Source organism: Bacteroides ilei (assembly GCF_900128495.1).
Taxonomy (GTDB): Bacteria; Bacteroidota; Bacteroidia; order Bacteroidales; family Bacteroidaceae; genus Phocaeicola; species Phocaeicola ilei.
In genome coordinates this window covers 1245012-1263532 of record NZ_LT635801.1, presented here as the reverse complement: position 1 = coordinate 1263532, position 18521 = coordinate 1245012, and the positions used below count along the sequence as shown (strand labels likewise).

12 protein-coding genes are annotated in these 18521 nt (G+C 42.7%); all 12 read right to left on the bottom strand.

Annotated features, from left to right (window positions below; translation table 11 throughout):
- Window positions 1-3: 3 nt before the first annotated feature.
- The gene (locus BQ7489_RS05415) at window positions 4-1992 is read right to left on the bottom strand and encodes a DUF4954 family protein (RefSeq protein ID WP_072530278.1); all 1989 of its coding nucleotides are present in this window, start codon (window positions 1990-1992) and stop codon (window positions 4-6) included.
- Window positions 1993-2009: 17 nt separating this feature from the next.
- Window positions 2010-3275, bottom strand: coding sequence for a GTPase HflX (gene hflX / locus BQ7489_RS05410; protein ID WP_072530277.1), 1266 nt, complete (start codon window positions 3273-3275; stop codon window positions 2010-2012).
- 178 nt (window positions 3276-3453) lie between these two features.
- Window positions 3454-4893 (bottom strand): hypothetical protein, encoded by a 1440-nt coding sequence (locus tag BQ7489_RS05405; RefSeq protein ID WP_072530276.1) that lies wholly within the window; start codon window positions 4891-4893, stop codon window positions 3454-3456.
- 51 nt (window positions 4894-4944) lie between these two features.
- Window positions 4945-6150: a FimB/Mfa2 family fimbrial subunit gene (locus BQ7489_RS05400; RefSeq protein ID WP_162617779.1), complete on the bottom strand. Its 1206-nt coding sequence runs from the start codon at window positions 6148-6150 to the stop codon at window positions 4945-4947.
- 47 nt (window positions 6151-6197) lie between these two features.
- A complete protein-coding gene (locus BQ7489_RS05395; RefSeq protein ID WP_072530274.1) occupies window positions 6198-10493 on the bottom strand; it encodes a hypothetical protein in 4296 nt (1431 codons plus the stop codon).
- A gap of 365 nt (window positions 10494-10858) precedes the next feature.
- Window positions 10859-12214, bottom strand: a complete 1356-nt coding sequence (locus tag BQ7489_RS05390) for a hypothetical protein (protein ID WP_162617778.1) — start codon at window positions 12212-12214, stop codon at window positions 10859-10861.
- A gap of 40 nt (window positions 12215-12254) precedes the next feature.
- Window positions 12255-13364, bottom strand: coding sequence for a FimB/Mfa2 family fimbrial subunit (locus BQ7489_RS05385; RefSeq protein WP_072530272.1), 1110 nt, complete (start codon window positions 13362-13364; stop codon window positions 12255-12257).
- A complete protein-coding gene (locus BQ7489_RS05380; RefSeq protein ID WP_072530271.1) occupies window positions 13357-15135 on the bottom strand; it encodes an OmpA family protein in 1779 nt (592 codons plus the stop codon). The genes BQ7489_RS05385 and BQ7489_RS05380 overlap by 8 nt, the downstream gene beginning before the upstream one ends.
- Window positions 15136-15152: 17 nt before the next feature.
- The gene (locus BQ7489_RS05375; RefSeq protein ID WP_072530270.1) at window positions 15153-15695 is read right to left on the bottom strand and encodes a DUF3575 domain-containing protein; all 543 of its coding nucleotides are present in this window, start codon (window positions 15693-15695) and stop codon (window positions 15153-15155) included.
- Window positions 15696-15787: 92 nt separating this feature from the next.
- A complete protein-coding gene (locus BQ7489_RS05370) occupies window positions 15788-16642 on the bottom strand; it encodes a helix-turn-helix transcriptional regulator (RefSeq protein ID WP_072530269.1) in 855 nt (284 codons plus the stop codon).
- A 755-nt stretch (window positions 16643-17397) separates the two neighbouring features.
- Complete coding sequence (locus BQ7489_RS05365; protein ID WP_072530268.1) at window positions 17398-17643, bottom strand: TIGR03905 family TSCPD domain-containing protein; 246 nt, start codon at window positions 17641-17643, stop codon at window positions 17398-17400.
- Window positions 17644-17755: 112 nt separating this feature from the next.
- Entirely contained in the window at window positions 17756-18493 is a 738-nt protein-coding gene (locus BQ7489_RS05360) for a YebC/PmpR family DNA-binding transcriptional regulator (protein ID WP_072530267.1), read from the bottom strand.
- Window positions 18494-18521 lie beyond the last annotated feature (28 nt).

Below are 18521 nucleotides of genomic sequence, written 5' to 3'. Positions count from 1 at the left end.
TTTTCAAGACAAACCCGTCAGACGGCTTATCCATCCGTTACCTTTCTTTTCCGCCTGCGCCTTTCCGGCCAGAATACCGTTCATGAAATCATTGGTCCCGGCCGTTCCCCGCACCGCTTCAAAGTCATCCTTACGTTCCTTTTCACCTCCATCTATGCCGAAACCGGTCATGGATACCTGTGAAAATTCCTTGAGAGCATCTTCGTACACCTGCCCGTCGAGCCATGTCACAGCCTCCAACCAACGTCGGATTACCGAACATACATCTTCGACCGAAAGTGTTTCCTCATGCCAGCCATACACCTCCGGGAGTTTGCCGGACACCCATTCCCATACATAATCCTGGTAACCGGCATACATTTCCTCCAGCCTTTTCCGTACCTCCACCAGATGCGTCAACCTGTTGTTTTCGATATCCCTAACCAGACGTTCCACTTCGGATTCGGGTGTAAGCAATCCGGAAAGGTCGACCCATTTTCCTGTTCCGGCACACGTTTCCGGAACCAGTCTTTTCCTATAATCACTCCAACAATCCGACTTCACCGGATCAAGACGCCTCATCAGCTGTCCGCCGAAAAATTTGTCGACCGCCGCCTGATACAGACGGATTCCCCTTTCCAGAGCCGTGCGCTTCAGCACCATTCCCTGACAGATACATTGCGTATCACCAGGCTCCATTCCGGACTCCAACTGCCGTAAAAGCCGGATTCCGTCCAACAATTTACCTACTGTATAAGGTGAAAGAGCATCGAATATTACCAGATCCAGCATAACCTTATCGGTACGCCCGTCGCGTTTCGGCCATTTCTCCACATCGCGGGCAGTCCCCACACTGCGCAGGTTCACACCGGGAATCAGAAATGCCACCCCTTTATCTTCAATGAGATAAGAAAACGGCAGATCGGCCGTATCCGGATGAGAGACATGGTGTCCCATCACCATAGAAAAGGCTCCGATACGGGCAGGCCATAAGATATAGGATGAAGAAGCCGTTTTGGATCCACGCTCCAATATACCCTGATGTGACGGTCCCAGCTTATACATATGATTGCTCTGATTGGAACCCGAACCGGCATTCATGAAAGAAAACATACCGCCTATAAGCAAAGTAGATTTATGGTGAGTGACCGTAAACGGTCCGGCAAAGACAGCACAGGCCTCCCCGTTCTCTTCCTGACAGTTACAGAAGAACAAGGAATCGGTAGCCGAATACCCGTGTCCGATATGGACCGACTGCCCTACAAAGCAACGCGTAAGCATGGCACCGTCTGTAATACGGGAACCGCTCGATACTATAAAGTCATCGCACAATACCCCCTCGCCTATCACGACTGGAGCCTCAGCCGTACTGTTGACCGATCCGTTAGTCAGACGGGCAGCCCCCCGAACCATACAGCAGTCTCCTATACGTACATTCTCAATCCGTCCCACGTTCCGGATGGTAACCCGGCTCCCGATTATCCCTTTCGCTGAGGTACAGATACGGACATATTCCCCGATCATCCGCCTCATCCCTTCAATCAGGACCGGACGATGCCGGTAAAACGCCATCATATAAGCCTCATGTGCAGAAAGGGCATCGAAAAGCACGACTTCCCGTCCGCCGGTTTCATTCAGGACCGTCACTTCCACGCCATTGCCGAACGAGCTTTCACCATCAACCAACAAGGTATCTACATTACTTATATAAGAATATTCGTCTATTTCATAATTAGCTATGTAATTCTTCACCCACTCAATACGGCAATTATTCCCTACCGTAACATTATGCAGGACAGCATGACAAATACCGGAATGACGGACAACTCCACCGGGCAAAGTAAAAGAATCTTCAAAAATCCCCAGGTATACCGTTCCGGAAAAACAGACGTCAATCACGTTATCCGGCACGAACGAAGGAGCCACCCTGACCAGATTCCAGTCGGCAGCCCGACAACCCTGCGCTTCAAGGCAGGAGATTTCGGCAGCTGTAAGTGAACGGTAACCAGTCATAGCACACACATCATTAATTATTCTTCGTCGTAATTATCGTAAGTCTGATACAGAAAATCATTATAAGGATATTTCTGTACATGCAATTCACGGACTTTCTTGTAAACCTTATCCTTCAATTCCTCTATATTGGTTTTGTTTTTGGCCGAAATGAAGATGCAGTTATCATTCATCTTCGCCATCCAGGTATGCATCAGTTCTTCCAAAGTAGTATTTTCCTTTGTCTTCGGAGTCAGATCATCCGGATCTTTTTCAACATAGGTATATGCATCAATCTTGTTGAAAACAATCATGGTCGGTTTCCCCGCAGCACCCAAATCGGCAATGGTCTTATCGACCACCTGAATCTGCTCTTCAAAATCAGGATGGGAAATATCTACCACATGCAGCAGCAGGTCGGCCTCTCGCACCTCGTCCAACGTCGACTTGAACGAATCGACCAGATCTGTAGGAAGTTTGCGGATAAAACCTACCGTATCCGAAAGCAGGAAAGGCAAATTATCAATAATCACCTTACGGACCGTAGTATCCAAAGTAGCAAACAACTTGTTTTCGGCAAAGACCTCACTCTTTGCCAACAGATTCATCAGTGTAGACTTACCCACATTGGTATAACCTACCAGAGCTACACGGATCAGACGTCCACGGTTTTTCCTTTGAGTAGATTTCTGCGTATCGATGTCAGCCAGACGCTGTTTCAGCAAAGCCATACGGTTCAAGATGATACGGCGGTCCATTTCAAGCTGGGTTTCACCCGGACCACGCAAACCTACCGAACCTTTACCACCTCCGGCACCGGAACCACCTCCCTGACGTTCCAGGTGAGTCCACAACCGCTGCAAACGGGGAAGCATATATTTATACTGCGCCAGTTCCACCTGCGTCTTTGCATTGGCCGTCTGGGCACGCATAGCAAAAATATCCAGAATCAGTGAAGTACGGTCCAGTATCTTTACCTTCAGTTCATTCTCAATGTTACGGATCTGCTTGGCCGAAAGCTCATCATCAAAGATAACCATCCCTATTTCCGTTTCCTCCGACTCATTCTGTACAGACAGATATTCCTTTATTTCCTGCAACTTTCCTTTACCTACATAAGTTACGGAATTAGGCGTATCCAGTTTCTGGGTGAAACGCTTGACAACCTCCGCCCCAGCTGTCTCGGCCAGGAAAGCCAGTTCATCCAAATATTCATTCGTTTTACGTTCATTCTGGGTCTGCGTAACCAGTCCCACCAGCACAGCTCTCTCGGTCTGTGCTTCAGATATCACAAATTCTTTCATCAATAAGTTGTATATACATGTATATTGTTTGATGCAAAGATAAAAAAAAGCGTGTATCTTATAGAAGACACACGCTTTTTTTGATAATACCGACTGTGGTAAGGTCTGTTATGAAGAACCTGGACATAGTTTCCGATGCATCCTTCCACCAATTACCCAACAATGAATTATCATCAAATCAATTGAAAATAATAGAATTCATGATTTGCCATTCATGACGGGCATCGAGTACCAGCACGTTGTCTTTCGACAAATCAATCGGTTCATCCTCACCATAATTCTGCGACTGGTTCTTCTCACCCATCGTATAAAGGCGGTTACGTACGATACTGAAACATGCATCCGTATCAATATTTTCCAGTTCCGTAATCTCCGTACGTCCGTTTACACCGTTCGGAAGCGATACCAGCGTACGAGTCTCACCGACAGTATCCAGATTTCTCAAAACAACATCCCAATACTTTATCACCTTTCCGCCCGCATCAAGCATCTGCATCTGGAATGTGGGAATACCCTCATCCACATCATCCCGCAGCATTGCGATAGAAACCATGAAACTGTCGCCGAACACTGTTCCACGCGGCAGAGAAATCGTACCTTTCGGATAATTTTCCTCGTCCGTCTGCCAGTTGGTGTCAGCACTGTCCAGATAGCCGTCGCCATTGGCATCCAAAGGCAACAAAGCATTCTCCGTATTTCCGGGGAACCACTTGCACAAGTCTATTTCATATACCGAAAAGGCATCCTTTTTCAACGAGCCTGCCAACACACAGTCATAGTCCGTAGCCGGATTCATGCCGTTTATCACATTATCCTTATGGAAATTCAGATTATCGTCCACACTGCGGAAACCTCCGAAAATCACCGTACGGTTCTCTTTGGTAGAAACCAGACGCAGTTTAGCCACCTTTTTGCCACCCGCCGTTACCGGAATACGGGTAAAATAGCCGAACGTACCTGCCACCTGACGGCGAGCCACCATCAAGCCATGTTCCACTTCAGCCTCAGAACTACGCTGCGACAGAATAACCCCATCCTTTACCCAAAAGACTTCCGCTCCGGCAAAAACCTCATCCACACTTCCATCTTCTGGCACCGTAACAACTTCTGTCTGATTATAATAGTCTCCCACCTCTATATCCTTGAACGGCTCATACCCTCCGTAAGTTCCGGTCTGATATCCTATCACGTACGCCATATAGTTTTTTCCTTCTTCCAGACACTCATCGCCAGTCAGAGTAACAGTAGCATAACGTCCCTGTCCTTCTTCCGTACTCCAAGGATAGCTTGCCTTATTGTCCGGGTTACTCCAGTTGTCTATAGTCCGTTTATACACCACCTTTGCGGGCGAAGCATATTCTATAATCAACAAAGCCAGCTTGTCGAACGTCTGTGTAGGAGTGACGCTTGAGATAGGACGGCGTGACGCTAAAGTACCTGGATTCACACCCTCTCCCCCTTCGAAAAGCTCGCCCACACTTTCCACCACTACGGTGAAGGTCTGCTGCTGAGGCTTTGTGTAGTCTGGACTTTCTTCATCAGTAAGAGTATTGCTATTGCAGGATACAGTTAAAATAGCAAATGCTAAAAATAAATATTTTAGTCTGAAAAGATTCATATATTAATTATATAGGAAAATTTAATCTTGAAATATTATCCAAAGAATATATTAATTCAATACCTTACTACAATCTATAGGATTTGAAGGTGTCCCCAGACAATAAAAATGATTTGCCTGAATAGGAAAAAGATACTTGTCGAGGTCGTCGATAATACCGGTACCTATATCTGTTTCATCTTCAAATACAAGATTATTACCATTCTGCAAATTCAGACGTACCTTTTTGCTGGTACCTACAATACCGGTTATGGAAGTAGTAATAAACTCCGCTACAAGCGTATGGTCATACAGTTCTCTGTCCGGAATATTGACGGGCAGCATAAATGCCGTCAGGGAACATTTGTAAGCATAATCAGAAACGACTCCTTTACTAGATCCCGGAAGATATAAATCATCCTCTGTAAAGGTCTTATCCATCAGTACCCTGCCCTCTTCGTTGAAAGAATCATTCCCATAAGGGCTGGTAATGAAATCTGTAATTATCTTCTTATCCGTTTCACTTTCTTGGGGGGCACTGGGCAATAGTTTCACTTGTGTATTCTGCGAATTATAAAGCAATATTCTCACGCGCTCTACTTCCTTTGGAATCTGATTCAGGCAAACCTGCAGACCTGCGACCCTGCGCCACAAATCAATGATACCAAGATTGGTTCCCTGAGTTAAAGGATTATAATCGATATAACCGGTAAAGAATTCCGAATGTGCCATATCAGTCGGAGTTTTACCCTCTTGAAGTGTAATCGGATCAGTCAGCTTACTGCCTGTCCGAATAGAATCTGGCAATCCATAGGTAAGAATAGAGTTCCAGCCATCATAATCCTGCATTTCTTCATTTGATTTTGCATTATCTATGCCTACAGCCACCAGACGATAAATACAATTTTTATCAAATTTATAACTGATTGTATAAGACAATTTAGAAGTTGTAATTGGGAGTTTACCATTTTCATCACGATCTATGCGCTCACTCCAGTGAACGTCCTGCATGCTCTTGCAGACATAATCTCCACTTCCGCTATTCTTCTCAAATACATAGAGATAAACATCCGTTACATGCTGAACACCGTCGATTTTTGTTCCATAAATAGGTTTACCATCTGTATCTTTTCCATCATATACCGGCAAAGTAGTTCTTGTCTGCAAATCACTCTGAGCTGAAATAGTGACAGTAACCCCTTCTACTGTCTGCACCGGTTCATCATCCTTGCTGCATGAGGCTCCCAACAAGAGGAAGCCACATACAGTAAGTGTCATAAACAATCTATATTTAATTCTATTCATTATCATAACCCACTTTCCTTTCATTGTTTTTCAAGATAGAAACGGGAGTCATTACTCTTCAACGCACCGGCATTAACCGAAACCGTATTACCATTAAGTTCGTAACGATTACCAGTTTGCTTGTCAACCAATGTCCAGCCCTTCCAGTTGCTGCCATAATTTAATGTAATTTCGGCATTCTGTGTTCCATCCTTCACTACAAAACCCAAATCCACATGTTTGGCTTTATTCATTTTCTGAATGTCAAGAGCGCGCTTGTCGGCAACGGTATATACTTTAACCTTCGGCAAAAAGTCCTCGTCAATCAGAGAAATAACATCCTCCTTCGCACTGTATGAATCCGATGCTTCGGCACTGAGAGTGAGCAAACATGTACTTACAGTTCCTTCTGATGTTGCAGAAATCTTCATTTCACTTGCCGATGGAACAGAAGCACTGCGTGAAGCTCTGGTTGCTGTACTTGCAGAAGGCTGTACAAACATGTCCTGGGTATAAGTTATGCTCAATTCTTTCAAATTGGAAGCAGCATTTGCCACTACATAGAACGCTTGCATAGGAGCGATTTGTGTGCCATTAGCATTACTACTGGTGATTGTTTCATCTGTCTCAACTAATTTTATGGCACTAACTCCGGTATTGTTTGATAAGAACGTCTGCACATCTATATAACTCATAAACGGATTGCCTGCCACAAAATATGCAGCATCCTCTACTTCATTTTTCAATGTAAAAGTAAAAGAATTATTATTATCTTCATAAGCAAATCTTCCATTATTATTCGTTCTTGGTCCAAAGTCTTCAGTTTTCTGTAGTACCCCAGACAGATTATAATAATTATATGTTGTATATTCTTTGGGGAATCGTAAACGATATTTAGTATTGTCGCCTGCATTACCCACCATCATCTTTATACCCTGTGCCGGATCATATTCCTGAGCCACAGCATTGAACGTACGGCTCCAGTCTGCAATGGCAGCCACAGTATTGTTACTATTTTCTCCAGAAGTTGCAGTTTTTACCGCACGGCTGTACATTTTCTGCCTCACAAGCGGATTGTGTCGCACTTCAGGATAAGTTTTATCATCCAACTGTGTAAAGTACGCCGGCATTTCAGATGAAACAAACATATCTCCCGTCACCATTCCGCAAAGTGGAGTAGAAATCATGTGGTACTCTCCGGCAGTAATTTCCATTTCCACGTATGCATAACTATAATTCAGATATTGAGTATTGAGTACAGCTCCTCCCGGTTCGAAATGGATATTATTGCAATAGTTACCGCCATAAAATTCATCTACACTACTCCATGATTCCAACACCGGATAACGTGTGGCTCCTGTAGGAATCACCACATTGGTACATCCCCAAGGAGAACCGTCCGTCCAGTTGTTCCAGTTGTTCCAGTCGGTATTTGACGGATTTCTCTTCCAGGTAGTCTTCCGCGGATGCACCTGAGCGCGGAGACCGTTGTATGGTAAACCGCTGATTGAATAATCGCCAACAGGAAGACTAACCTTCAAAACAGCCGTTCCATCATTTGCAGGAGTAGATGTCACTGTACGTTCAACCGTCTGACCTGAATCATTAAATGGATAACATATTAAATCAGCGGTATATGTACTTCCGTCACCAATTCCAGAAAGCGTAATATCAATAACACCTTCACCTGTTTCAGGATCAATACACACATGTTCAGTCCAACCAGATACATTGACAATTGTCTGATCATCCGGTTCCTCTGCACAGTCCGGAATACCGTTGTTATTCTTGTCCGGACGCGTATAGAAGCCATGCACCTTTATAACTTTTAGTGCATCCAATACGGAAGGGAAAGTGATGCGGACTTCATCGAATGCAGTTTTTGGAGTGACCTCAATAATATTAAGACCATCATCACCTATAGCCTCAATAGAGGCAACTCCTCCAGAAGTTGTATTATCAGCCACTGCTGTACCTCCCATGTATGCCACTATTGACGTCTTGCTAAGAAGACTTACATCCGCCAATAATGCCGGACCGCTTATGATTGCACCAACAGGTTGACCAGCTCCTAATTCATTAAATTTAATGGCAATAGTACTTTGTCCTATAACACTTGCTACAGCTCCTATCGTAGCATAGCTTGTCATGCTATTGTCCAACACATTCGATATATCACTGATGGTACTACCAACACCCAATACAGACGAACTGCCAGTCTCGGAATAATTGATTTTAGCCCCATACTTTTGAGAGGTAATCATCTCCATACAGGATGTTGACATACTGGTATTATTTTCACATGTTGTCGGTTCATAAAATGCGTAATACAAACGGAACTTATTAAGGTTTAGGTTAAGTAAACCTGCTGTCCAAAGCTCAACGCGGTTGAAAGTAACCCCACCTTGAGTCTCAAGATAGAAACGCAGCTGACTACCGTCACCTCCAAGCAATCCTACACCCACGGTATTATTAGTTTGTGCCAGGCTATTTGCCACTTCCTCATTGTCATTATACAGACGGATAAAGAAATATCGTAGTACGTCAGCACTCAGTAAAGTATTGCTAGTCTGCATTACAAAGCCTACACGAGTAGATCCTGTTGTTGTAATTTTATTATCTGATGTAACTGCAACAATACCTTTGGCTTGTAACAGGCTTAATGCACTGATATACTCAGCATAGTTATTCGGGTCCGAATCTACAAGGTTTTTAGCACTATGTGTGGAACTGAATATATCTATCAATTGCCCACCGGAATTTATAGTAGTTTGAGCTTTAAATCCAGACTGATTTCCAGTATTAATCATAGGGCTATTACAACCTTCATCAATGTCTGTAGTTATTCGAGTTATAATAGCTCGCTGAATGATTGTTTTATCGTCCTTAGAATATGTAGCTTCTACCGTATAGTCACCATCGCTTGTTATACCTGTTATCTGGTTTCCTACCAAAGAAACCCCCTCATATGAACTTACCAAGTTGTACGCCACTGTTCCCCCATTATAGTTCGATGGAGGTAAAGTATATTGGTCTCCAGAAATTGTATCATTTCCGATACTGAAATATGAGGATACATCTACTGTAACCGGATCACGGGAGTAGGCGTAATAAGCCCCTGTTCCACTTAATACGTCAAGACTGAATGGTATTGATAACTTTACTCCTCGACACAATTCTGAAGTAACGAAACTAAATGCTCCACTACTACCGCCAATAGCAGAAATACCGACACCGGTACCCAAACTTACGTTCTCTACTGCATTGTTATTTCCATCAAGACTTTTTAAATAGATACCTCCTAAATTGACAGATAAAACTCCTCCTTTATTAATTTTAAATCCCAATTCACTACCTACAGGAATATCATCCTGAAAGTTGACCCATAAAGAGCCAGAGAAGATTATTGTTTCTACATTGTTAAGATTGTCATCTACCAAATTCTTAGTATTGCCCAATCCTGTCAAATCTCCTCCTTCATAAGTTGTTGCATTAGCATAATGCTGCCCTTTTGCAGCAATTTTCTCAGGATTTTCACCAACAAAAGCATAATAAAATTCCAGGTTGTTCAAAACATCCAAACCTAGAGTTGACACCCTTCCTATACGCACTTCATCAAAAGGCTTTGTTGTTTTAAAAGAGATTTCACTTAGTCCACCTGCTACATTCAATAAATTTAGGTCTAATACACTAAAATCTCCATCCTCTTTAATAGTAGTCGATCCATCCTGTTCTATACCTTTTAAATATGTTTTTATCCAAAAACCACTCCCCAATACATTTACTCCTAAAGCTCCACCAGTATTTTCATACATGAATCCCACCTTAATACCATCATTTGGATCGTAATATACACGATTTACATCCTTAACTGACAGCAGTATATCTCCTATTAAACTGACATCAGCCACACCACTGAAACTAACAGCATATTCTGATAAATCCTCATCGATCAGATATTCAAGTTTATTATCATCAGAAAGTACATTTACCAGACCCTGTGAAATGTGATTCACCACTCTTCCTTCACCCACCAAAGGAACGCGACAGGAAGGGGAATAAGTATAACCTTTATAAAGTGTATTATTCCCATCTTTAAACTCCTCAATATCAGATGAAACATTCAATCCTGAAGTATTTTCAGCTTCTGCACGTGTATTACTATTTTGTTCACTCACACTTGCCGACGGAAATAAATCCTCATCGCGGCATGAATAAAATACAACTGCCAACAGTGCAGCCAGAAGCAGCGGCACCGATGCAGACCATTTCTTTCCGGTTATTCGACAGGCGGAAAGAAAACTCCTTTGTCTGGATGTCTGGAAAAATGATTTCATATATTGTTATGTTTATTATTTTAATTATATTCTGTTTAAGTGCTATTTAAATTGTGGTTAAGAGCCGTTTAAATTCTTTTCGTTGATAGTTATTAATATAAATACCACTGGGCTGTGCTTCGCTTCTTCAATAGCTGCAGAAAGCTGCCTGGCTTTTATCCAATGGAAGTCCTGCGAAAGACAGGCAGTATTCGGCCACACTCTTGGTGTAAAGAGAATACCATCGAAATGTTAAACGCCGCAAAGCTGATTTGCTTTATTTATATAATAATGTAAAACGGCAAAAGTCCTCCTCCGCTAAAACCGGATATAAGTATTGCCCTGTATGGGCAATACTTATTTTGAATTATAAACCTATTATGTAATTACTCTAACTCCATTCCGTGAATAACTTCCCAGTTGTCGTTTACACGTAAAGTAAGTTCCTGCTTGTTGTTCAGTGATTCTGGGTCGTCAATACCTGGATCTGGATTTTCTGGATCTGGATCTGGATCTGGTTCTCCTCCACCACTTTCTCCCGGATTATCGATAGTTCTCTTACCTACACCGTAAAGATGGTTTCTAAGAATGCTATAGACATTTGCTGTTTCTGAAGCAGCAGCAGCTGTTGACCAATTAACAGAAGCGCCAGCTACTGATGGAGTAGTTAAAGCAAAAGAACTTTGTAACTGATTATCTCCTGTTGGCAGGTTAATGTTCCATACTTCATCACCTTCTTCTGAAGTTGCGGCATTAGAAGTAGAAAGCACAAGTTTCAAAGTCTGCGTACTTTGTTTTGCAAATGGAATCAGGAATGTACCACCAAATACAGAACCTTTTTTGAATGTTGGTGTGGTTCCAGATTTTCTCAAAGGATTTCTCCAGCTTGTTGCATCAATCAAACCATCTTTATTACTCAAAGTTTCTCCAAACCATGTTTTCAAATCTATACAGCTAATCACAACATCCCCAGCAGTAGTTTCTGTTCCATTGACTACATTAGTAGATGTGTTTGCTCCATTGGAAGTATATTCTTTATTTGCAAAATGTCCTAATACTATTTTAGGGCTTTTTGCAGAAGCAATGAGTTTCAAATATTGGTGAGAAGCTGAAAAAAATGGTATTTCTTCTACATATACAAACGCACCTGCTACCTGACGGTTCAAAACGATTGTTTGATTAAATGCATCCTTGTTAGGAGTAAAAGTAAGAGAACCAGCAAAGATTTCTTCAGCACAATCATTAGTAGCTACACTATAACTTAACTGTAAATTCTCAACGGCAGCTTTTTGAACGCCAGAAGTAGCTGGTATAGAACTGTTATATGCACCATCTGAATGATAACCTATAGCATATACAGTATATTGAGTGCCAGTTGCTAATTTGTTATCACCAGACAATGTGATTTTTGCTTCACGACCATGCTCATTACTATCACCATACACCTTAGAATCATTATCATCCCACTCATCGAATGTTGTTGAATATTCAAGATTTCCACTTGCATCAAAAATCCACAATCTTACATAATCAATAGTCTGTTTAGCCTCAGAGCTATACAGCGGACGTCCGGCACGGGTAGTCAGTCCGTCACCACCATTAGATACCTGCAGAGTGATAATCTGCTCGTCAGAAACCTGTTCTGAACTCTCGCCATCATGTACGTAGATAACTTCATTAGTACATGAAAAGAATGCCAATGATGCCATCAAAGCCATTCCGAACAAATAATTCTTTTTCATTCTAACAAAATTTAAATTATAGTTATTAATATTTAATTGCTTAATCTATTTCCATTTTGTGTATCAGTTCCCAATTATCGTTCACACGGACGTAAATCTTAAACTCACCTTGTACAGGCGGTGTAGGATTGTCCGGATCGGGTGTATCCGGTTCATCCGGGTCAGGATTATCAGGGTTGTCCGGCTCGTCCGGGTCAGGGTTATCAGGATTGTCCGGGTCGGGATCAGGGTCCGGATCTGGGTCGGGGTCCGGATTCGGGTCGGGATCAGGGTCTACTGTTCCTCCTCCGCCATCCTCCAGATAGACATATCGCAGAATGGTTATCTCGTTACGTCCCATCGTGATGTTTATATCCTGAGGGACCAGTGTAGGATAGTAGGTAGCCCTTCCGGCATTTTCTGCTGCCGACTTGTCGATAAACATCACGCTCAGCGTAGAGCCTTCGTAAGTCGGCGAAGGACACATCAGCGTTTCGCTCTGCAGCTCCACCCTTCTCTCCCAATCAAGTTCCGTATGGAGATTGGTCAGCTTTGAATAGTTGAACTCGTTGTCCACATGTCCGAAGATGTCTTCTATATCCTTGGTAGAGAAGTCGATATTCTCCGGTATTCCCTCCACCTTTATCAGAAGGTCGCCCTTGGTACGTTCCATCCCGAGCGTATATTCCTCGCTTCCGTATCTGTAGTCGAAAGTGCCGCTTGCCAGATAAATGTCATTGAGCGATGCTCCGGCAGCTTCCATTTCCGCCTCAGTGGGATTATCGCCAAGCGGTGCCTCGCTCTTCATGTTTCCCCATACGGTAACAGTGTATTTCCCGTATGGAAGCGAAACGGGAAGGACGATAAGCTGCGTCTGCTCGTCATTGTCGACTGCTGTATTCTTCTGCTCGGCCACCACATTGCCTTCCTCATCGTGAACTATATAATAGATAGAACTTACATATTCGCGAAAAGGCAGGTTCTCGGCCTTCCTTTCCTTCAGCCCCAGTTTCACGGCATCGTCTATATTGAAATAGTTCTTGTCCTTTACTATGAGTGTTATCTGCAGCGGCGGACAGTCCTGCAATTCTGAGCGGATACATCCTCCCAGCATAATCAACAGCACCAAAGCCATTACCGAACATTTCAGTATGTGTTGCAGTTTATTCATGGTCCTTTCCTCCATTATTTATCAGGATAATGAATTTATCCAGCTGTGCGTATGGCATGAAGTCGGCTTCCGTACGTGCCCTGTTTCTGTAGGTTTCCTCCACTACGGCTCTCTCAAGATGCGACAACATATTGTCCGCCTCGTTACGGCGTGCGAAAACCAAAGACCGTACATACTCGGCACGTGGCGTGGTATCCCCATTGGCAGACATTATATCGTATGCCTCATTGTTACGGTTCACACTGAGCGCTACCACAGCGGCATTCGTATCGCAATAGTCCTTAAGCAGCTCATATGCCTCATCCAACTGTCTGGCACTTGCCTTTATGATGCCGAGGTTATACTTTGCCTCAGGCAGTGTGACATCGGTCTGAAGCAATTCTATCGCTCTTTCGTAGTCGTTCTTATATACATAAACCGCTGCCTTGGTATTTATAATTTCCGGGGTGTATCCTTCCACAGAATTGATTACCTGCTCTGCCTCGTCCACCTTGTCCTCCCTGAGCAGGAGAACTGCCAGATTATTGGCGGCTACCTTCGACTGGGGGAAATAACGAAGTATTGTGCGATAGACCTCCTTCTTCTCTTCCGATGTTTGCTTCAGCACAGATACACGGAGCAGTTCCTCCTCGTTGAATGCGTCGGGACGTTTGCTGTACATACTGAGCAGTTCCTCGTCGGAAGTAAAACTCTTGATGGTATATGTATATTCGTATTCCACCTTACGGTCCTTCTGCAGATATCTGTTTTTGATATCGTTCCAGCAGGCCAGACGGCGGATGTAGCGTTCTGCCACATCATCGTTCTCGGCATTGTACTTGTCGAGGATTTCCTTCACCTTCAGCGTGTCCTTATGCCCGTCGGCGCGCATAGCCTCAAGCACCGGCAACCATCCTTCCGGGCGCGAACCGATGCTGAATTCATCAGCCTGCTTCTGCGAAATACCCAACTGTGAAACGAGCCATTTCCTGGCTGAATTTGCACGGTTCCTCGACAGGGTAGTATTAAACGCAAACGAACCGTCTGCCGATGCCATACCGTATATACTTACGCTGTTGAGTGTGGCAAGGCTGTCGTTCACAATTTTCTGCAAGGTAGACAACATGGCATTCATTTCCTTACGGTTGTCGCCAAGCTCCAGATTGATATCGTAACGGTTTATTATAAACTGCAGCAAAGCCTCGCCCTTGCCCTGCATCACTTTTGGCTTGATTACAAACTCAGGTTCTATCCAGTTAAGCTGCAATGATTTCTTCGGTTCTATAAGTGTAGGCAAGTTTGCTATGTATGCCATATCTACAGTGTCTGTAACCTCGCATTCACCGCATCCGTCGGTGGAAAGTACGGCAATTATGCGCCCTCCATCGATATTTTCCGGAACAGACACACGTTCGATATATGGTATAGACTGATTCTCATGGTTGTTCACTCTTCCTGAATTTTCGGCAAGGGTATCGACATAACCTTCCAGCTTGACGCGACGTTCCATCTTCTTGGAATATATAGGAGCATCAAGCACCATTGCCCTGCATTCCGACACCATAGTATCATTGCTGATAAGTTGTGGCACAATAATCAGACGGCTACGGCTTGAAAACGCACGTGCAGGAACATTTATCATTACATCTACATTTACGGCTGAGGCACTGTCGGGGGTAAGTGTCTTTACCGGATCTACAGTAACCTTTTTCGACTTATCGGGAACCGCACCGGTTGCAACGGCCATCGGAATCAGTCCTAGTAACAGATAATAAGCATATCTTGATTTCATACAGGAAAACTCTTTAATTAAAACAGATAAGATACTGATAGGGCTATCTTGGTAGGGCCCACATAATCTTTCTTCTTGTCCTCATAACATTTCATACACGGCATGTCAGGATATTCCTTATACCACAGACGCGCATATCCTACACCGATAAGCGCTTCAAGATTCCAGTGAGGAGACAAAATCCAGTTATAACCGTAAGTAAAGCCTCCACCCGCAAGATATCCGTCGTAAACCTTGTCTTTGGGAACTGCATAAAATTGTGCCGCATGAAGATGAACTCCAACGAAATGACCTTCAAACGACTCACAAAACCAGTATCGCAATTCGGGCTGTGCAAGCCAGAACTTCATTTTCTTCCCGTTCTTAAACTCCCAGGGATTATACACCGCCTGCAGGTCAGTAGTAAACTGTCTGCCTAATTTGGCCTCCAAACCTATATTGGGCGATAATGTTGCCCAGTAAAGCGTATTTGTCTTCATCGCAACGTTTTGCGCATTAAGCATGTATGCCATAAATACGAAACAGCATAAGGCAAAGACTCTTCTGTATACCAATTTCATCTGTTATAGTTATTGAAATAAATCGGATGCAAAAGTACACATTTAACAAAACCGTCAATTACGAAAAAACGCCAATAAATTATCATTTTGAATCAAAGACCATCCTTACGCAATTCTGCAGCGGTCTTTCCATAGTGCTTTTTACAGAATGCTACGAAATACGAAGGAGACGAGAAACGGTATTTTTCTGAGATTTCGGCAAATGTCAGATTACTCTTTACAATATCATTCAGAATGCTTTCCGACTTACGGGCAAGAAGCCATTTCAGAGCTGTATCATTGAACGATTCCTTGAAACGCCGATTAAATGTGCTCTGGCTCATATTGGCCTTTTTGGCAAACTCCCTGACATCGAATATCTGTTTATAATGTGTAAGGACGAAATCCTTAAAATCAAGATCCTTTCCAAGGACAGGAGAAAAAAACATCGCAAGTTCCTCCTTAGTATAACCGGCACGAAGGTACATGAACAGTTCCTCACGTTTTATCTGATGATAATGTGTACAACCCAAACCTGCCGACAACGCCAAGACAGTAAGATCAACAAACGACCTGATTCTGTCATCAAAAGGCAAACAAAACAACCGGTTATCAAGATTTTCTGGCATGAATTTTTCCAATTGTTTGAGCGAATACATGGAACACATTTTAATATCTCCAGTGAATTTACATAAAAGTATACGTGCTACATTATCATCAGAAGATGTAACTTTTATTTCAAGATTTTTAGGTAAAAGAAATACATTTCCTGCAGTGAGGTGTAATTTACGGTCGATACCATAATTTATTTCTATGTCGCCAACATACAAAAAAACAAGCAGAGTGAAATCAAGATAATTTCTTATGGTTGTTTCACCCGGCTTCACCTCACGTAAAAAAAATAATGCTGTTTCATCTGTAGCATAGTTACTACATCCCCAATGTTCATTTACATAGTACAACTTCATAGAGAATAGTTCTTTTAGACAAATAATTCTTATCATAAAAACAATTCCTATGGTTTACAGAAATGCATGAAAAAAAATCAAGACACCCCACGTTAATAGAATTAACATTTAAACCATAAAAAACAGTAATCTGGGAAGTCTTTTTAACAATAATACAAATCGCCCCCCGTTAAGATTTGATAACATTGTTAAAAATGTAAGCATACTGTAAGTTTCCAATTTTAGGGTAGCCCCTTTTAGACGGGTGCCAGCAGGCACCCGTCTAAAAAAGAGTTCACAAATTTAACGATTATTATTTGCATATTGTCATGGGAAGCAGGTTTTCGTAATCCGTTCTTCCCTTTTTTAATTCTCTGAGCAGCCTGCAGAAGTAATCCCTGAAGGAGACACCTACCTGTTTGCAGGTTATTTTTCCGGAAGGACTGAAGGGGCCTTTACCGGGTACACATACTCTTATTCGGGCGCACGCATGCGCAATGCGCACGGGCGTGCGAAATAGAACCTGGAATTTCCTGAAAACACCTTCATCTTCTGTAAAAAACGACTTGGAATCATACACAAAACGACTTCATCTTCTACGGAAAATGAACGCATCTTTCAAACAAAACGACAAGATGTTTAAAGATACAAAAAAGAGGCTGTCTCAAAATGAGACAGCCTCTTTTTTGATTTTTTTATTTTTTTTAATTATCGTAGGCTTCTTATGTTCCCTATCTTTTCAACCAGAGCAACAATATGAGGCATTGAATCTGGCATCATTTGAAAGCCGTACGAAGCGCTTTACAAAGCTGGTCGGGACATGACGTGGGACGAGAACCACAATGGATACCTTCCAACCGTTCCAGGACATCTTCTACTTTCATGCCTTTTACCAACGCAGAAATACCCTGCAAGTTCCCGTTACATCCACCTGTATAACGGACATTACGGATGATTCCATCTTCAACCTCTATTTCAATATTTGTACTGCACGTGCCTTGAGTTCTATAATTAATGACCATAACAACATTGATTATAACATAAAAAATGTCATTCTGAACAAATCCCGCCTCTTCCTGAAAGGAAATGGGGCATTTATCCAGAATGACACAAAAATAAATTCAAAACGACAAATTATTCTTCGTCTTCAGCCGGCTTCATGTTTGTATAAACGGTCTGGACATCATCAAACTCTTCCAGACGTTCTACCATCTTGTCGATAGTTTCACGCTGTTCCGGAGTGACATCTTTCAGATCGTTCGGAATATAGGTGAAATCACCGCCGACATCCTCGAAACCTGATTCTTCCAAATGTTTCTGGATAGCTGCATAACTCTTCGGATCACCGTAGATAGTGATAGTACCTTCTTCCGGATCTTCATCGTATTCATCTTCTACGTTATAGTCTATCAAATCCAGAATCAACTCTTCCATATCCATGTTTTCCTTCTTCTTGAAGGTAAACACGCACTTGTGATCGAATAAGAAAGCCAGAGAACCGGTAGTACCCAAGTTACCGCCGAACTTGTTAAATACAGAACGGACGTCAGCCACTGTACGGGTTGTATTGTCTGTCAATGTATCAACGAACACAGCCACTCCATGAGGACCGTATCCTTCATAAGTCATACCTTTATAATCGCTCTGGTCCTTACCCATTGCATTCTTGATAGCACGTTCAATGTTATCTTTCGGCATGTTTTCACGCTTACATGTAGCAATAACCGAACGCAGCGTAGGATTGTTCTCCGGCTCCGGTCCACCAGCCTTTACTGCAATAGCAATCTGTTTACCTAGACGGGTAAATGTTTTGGCCATATGGCCCCATCTTTTCAGTTTTGTAGCTTTTCTATATTCAAACGCTCTTCCCATTGGACTATATTTTTAAATTTATTTTTAA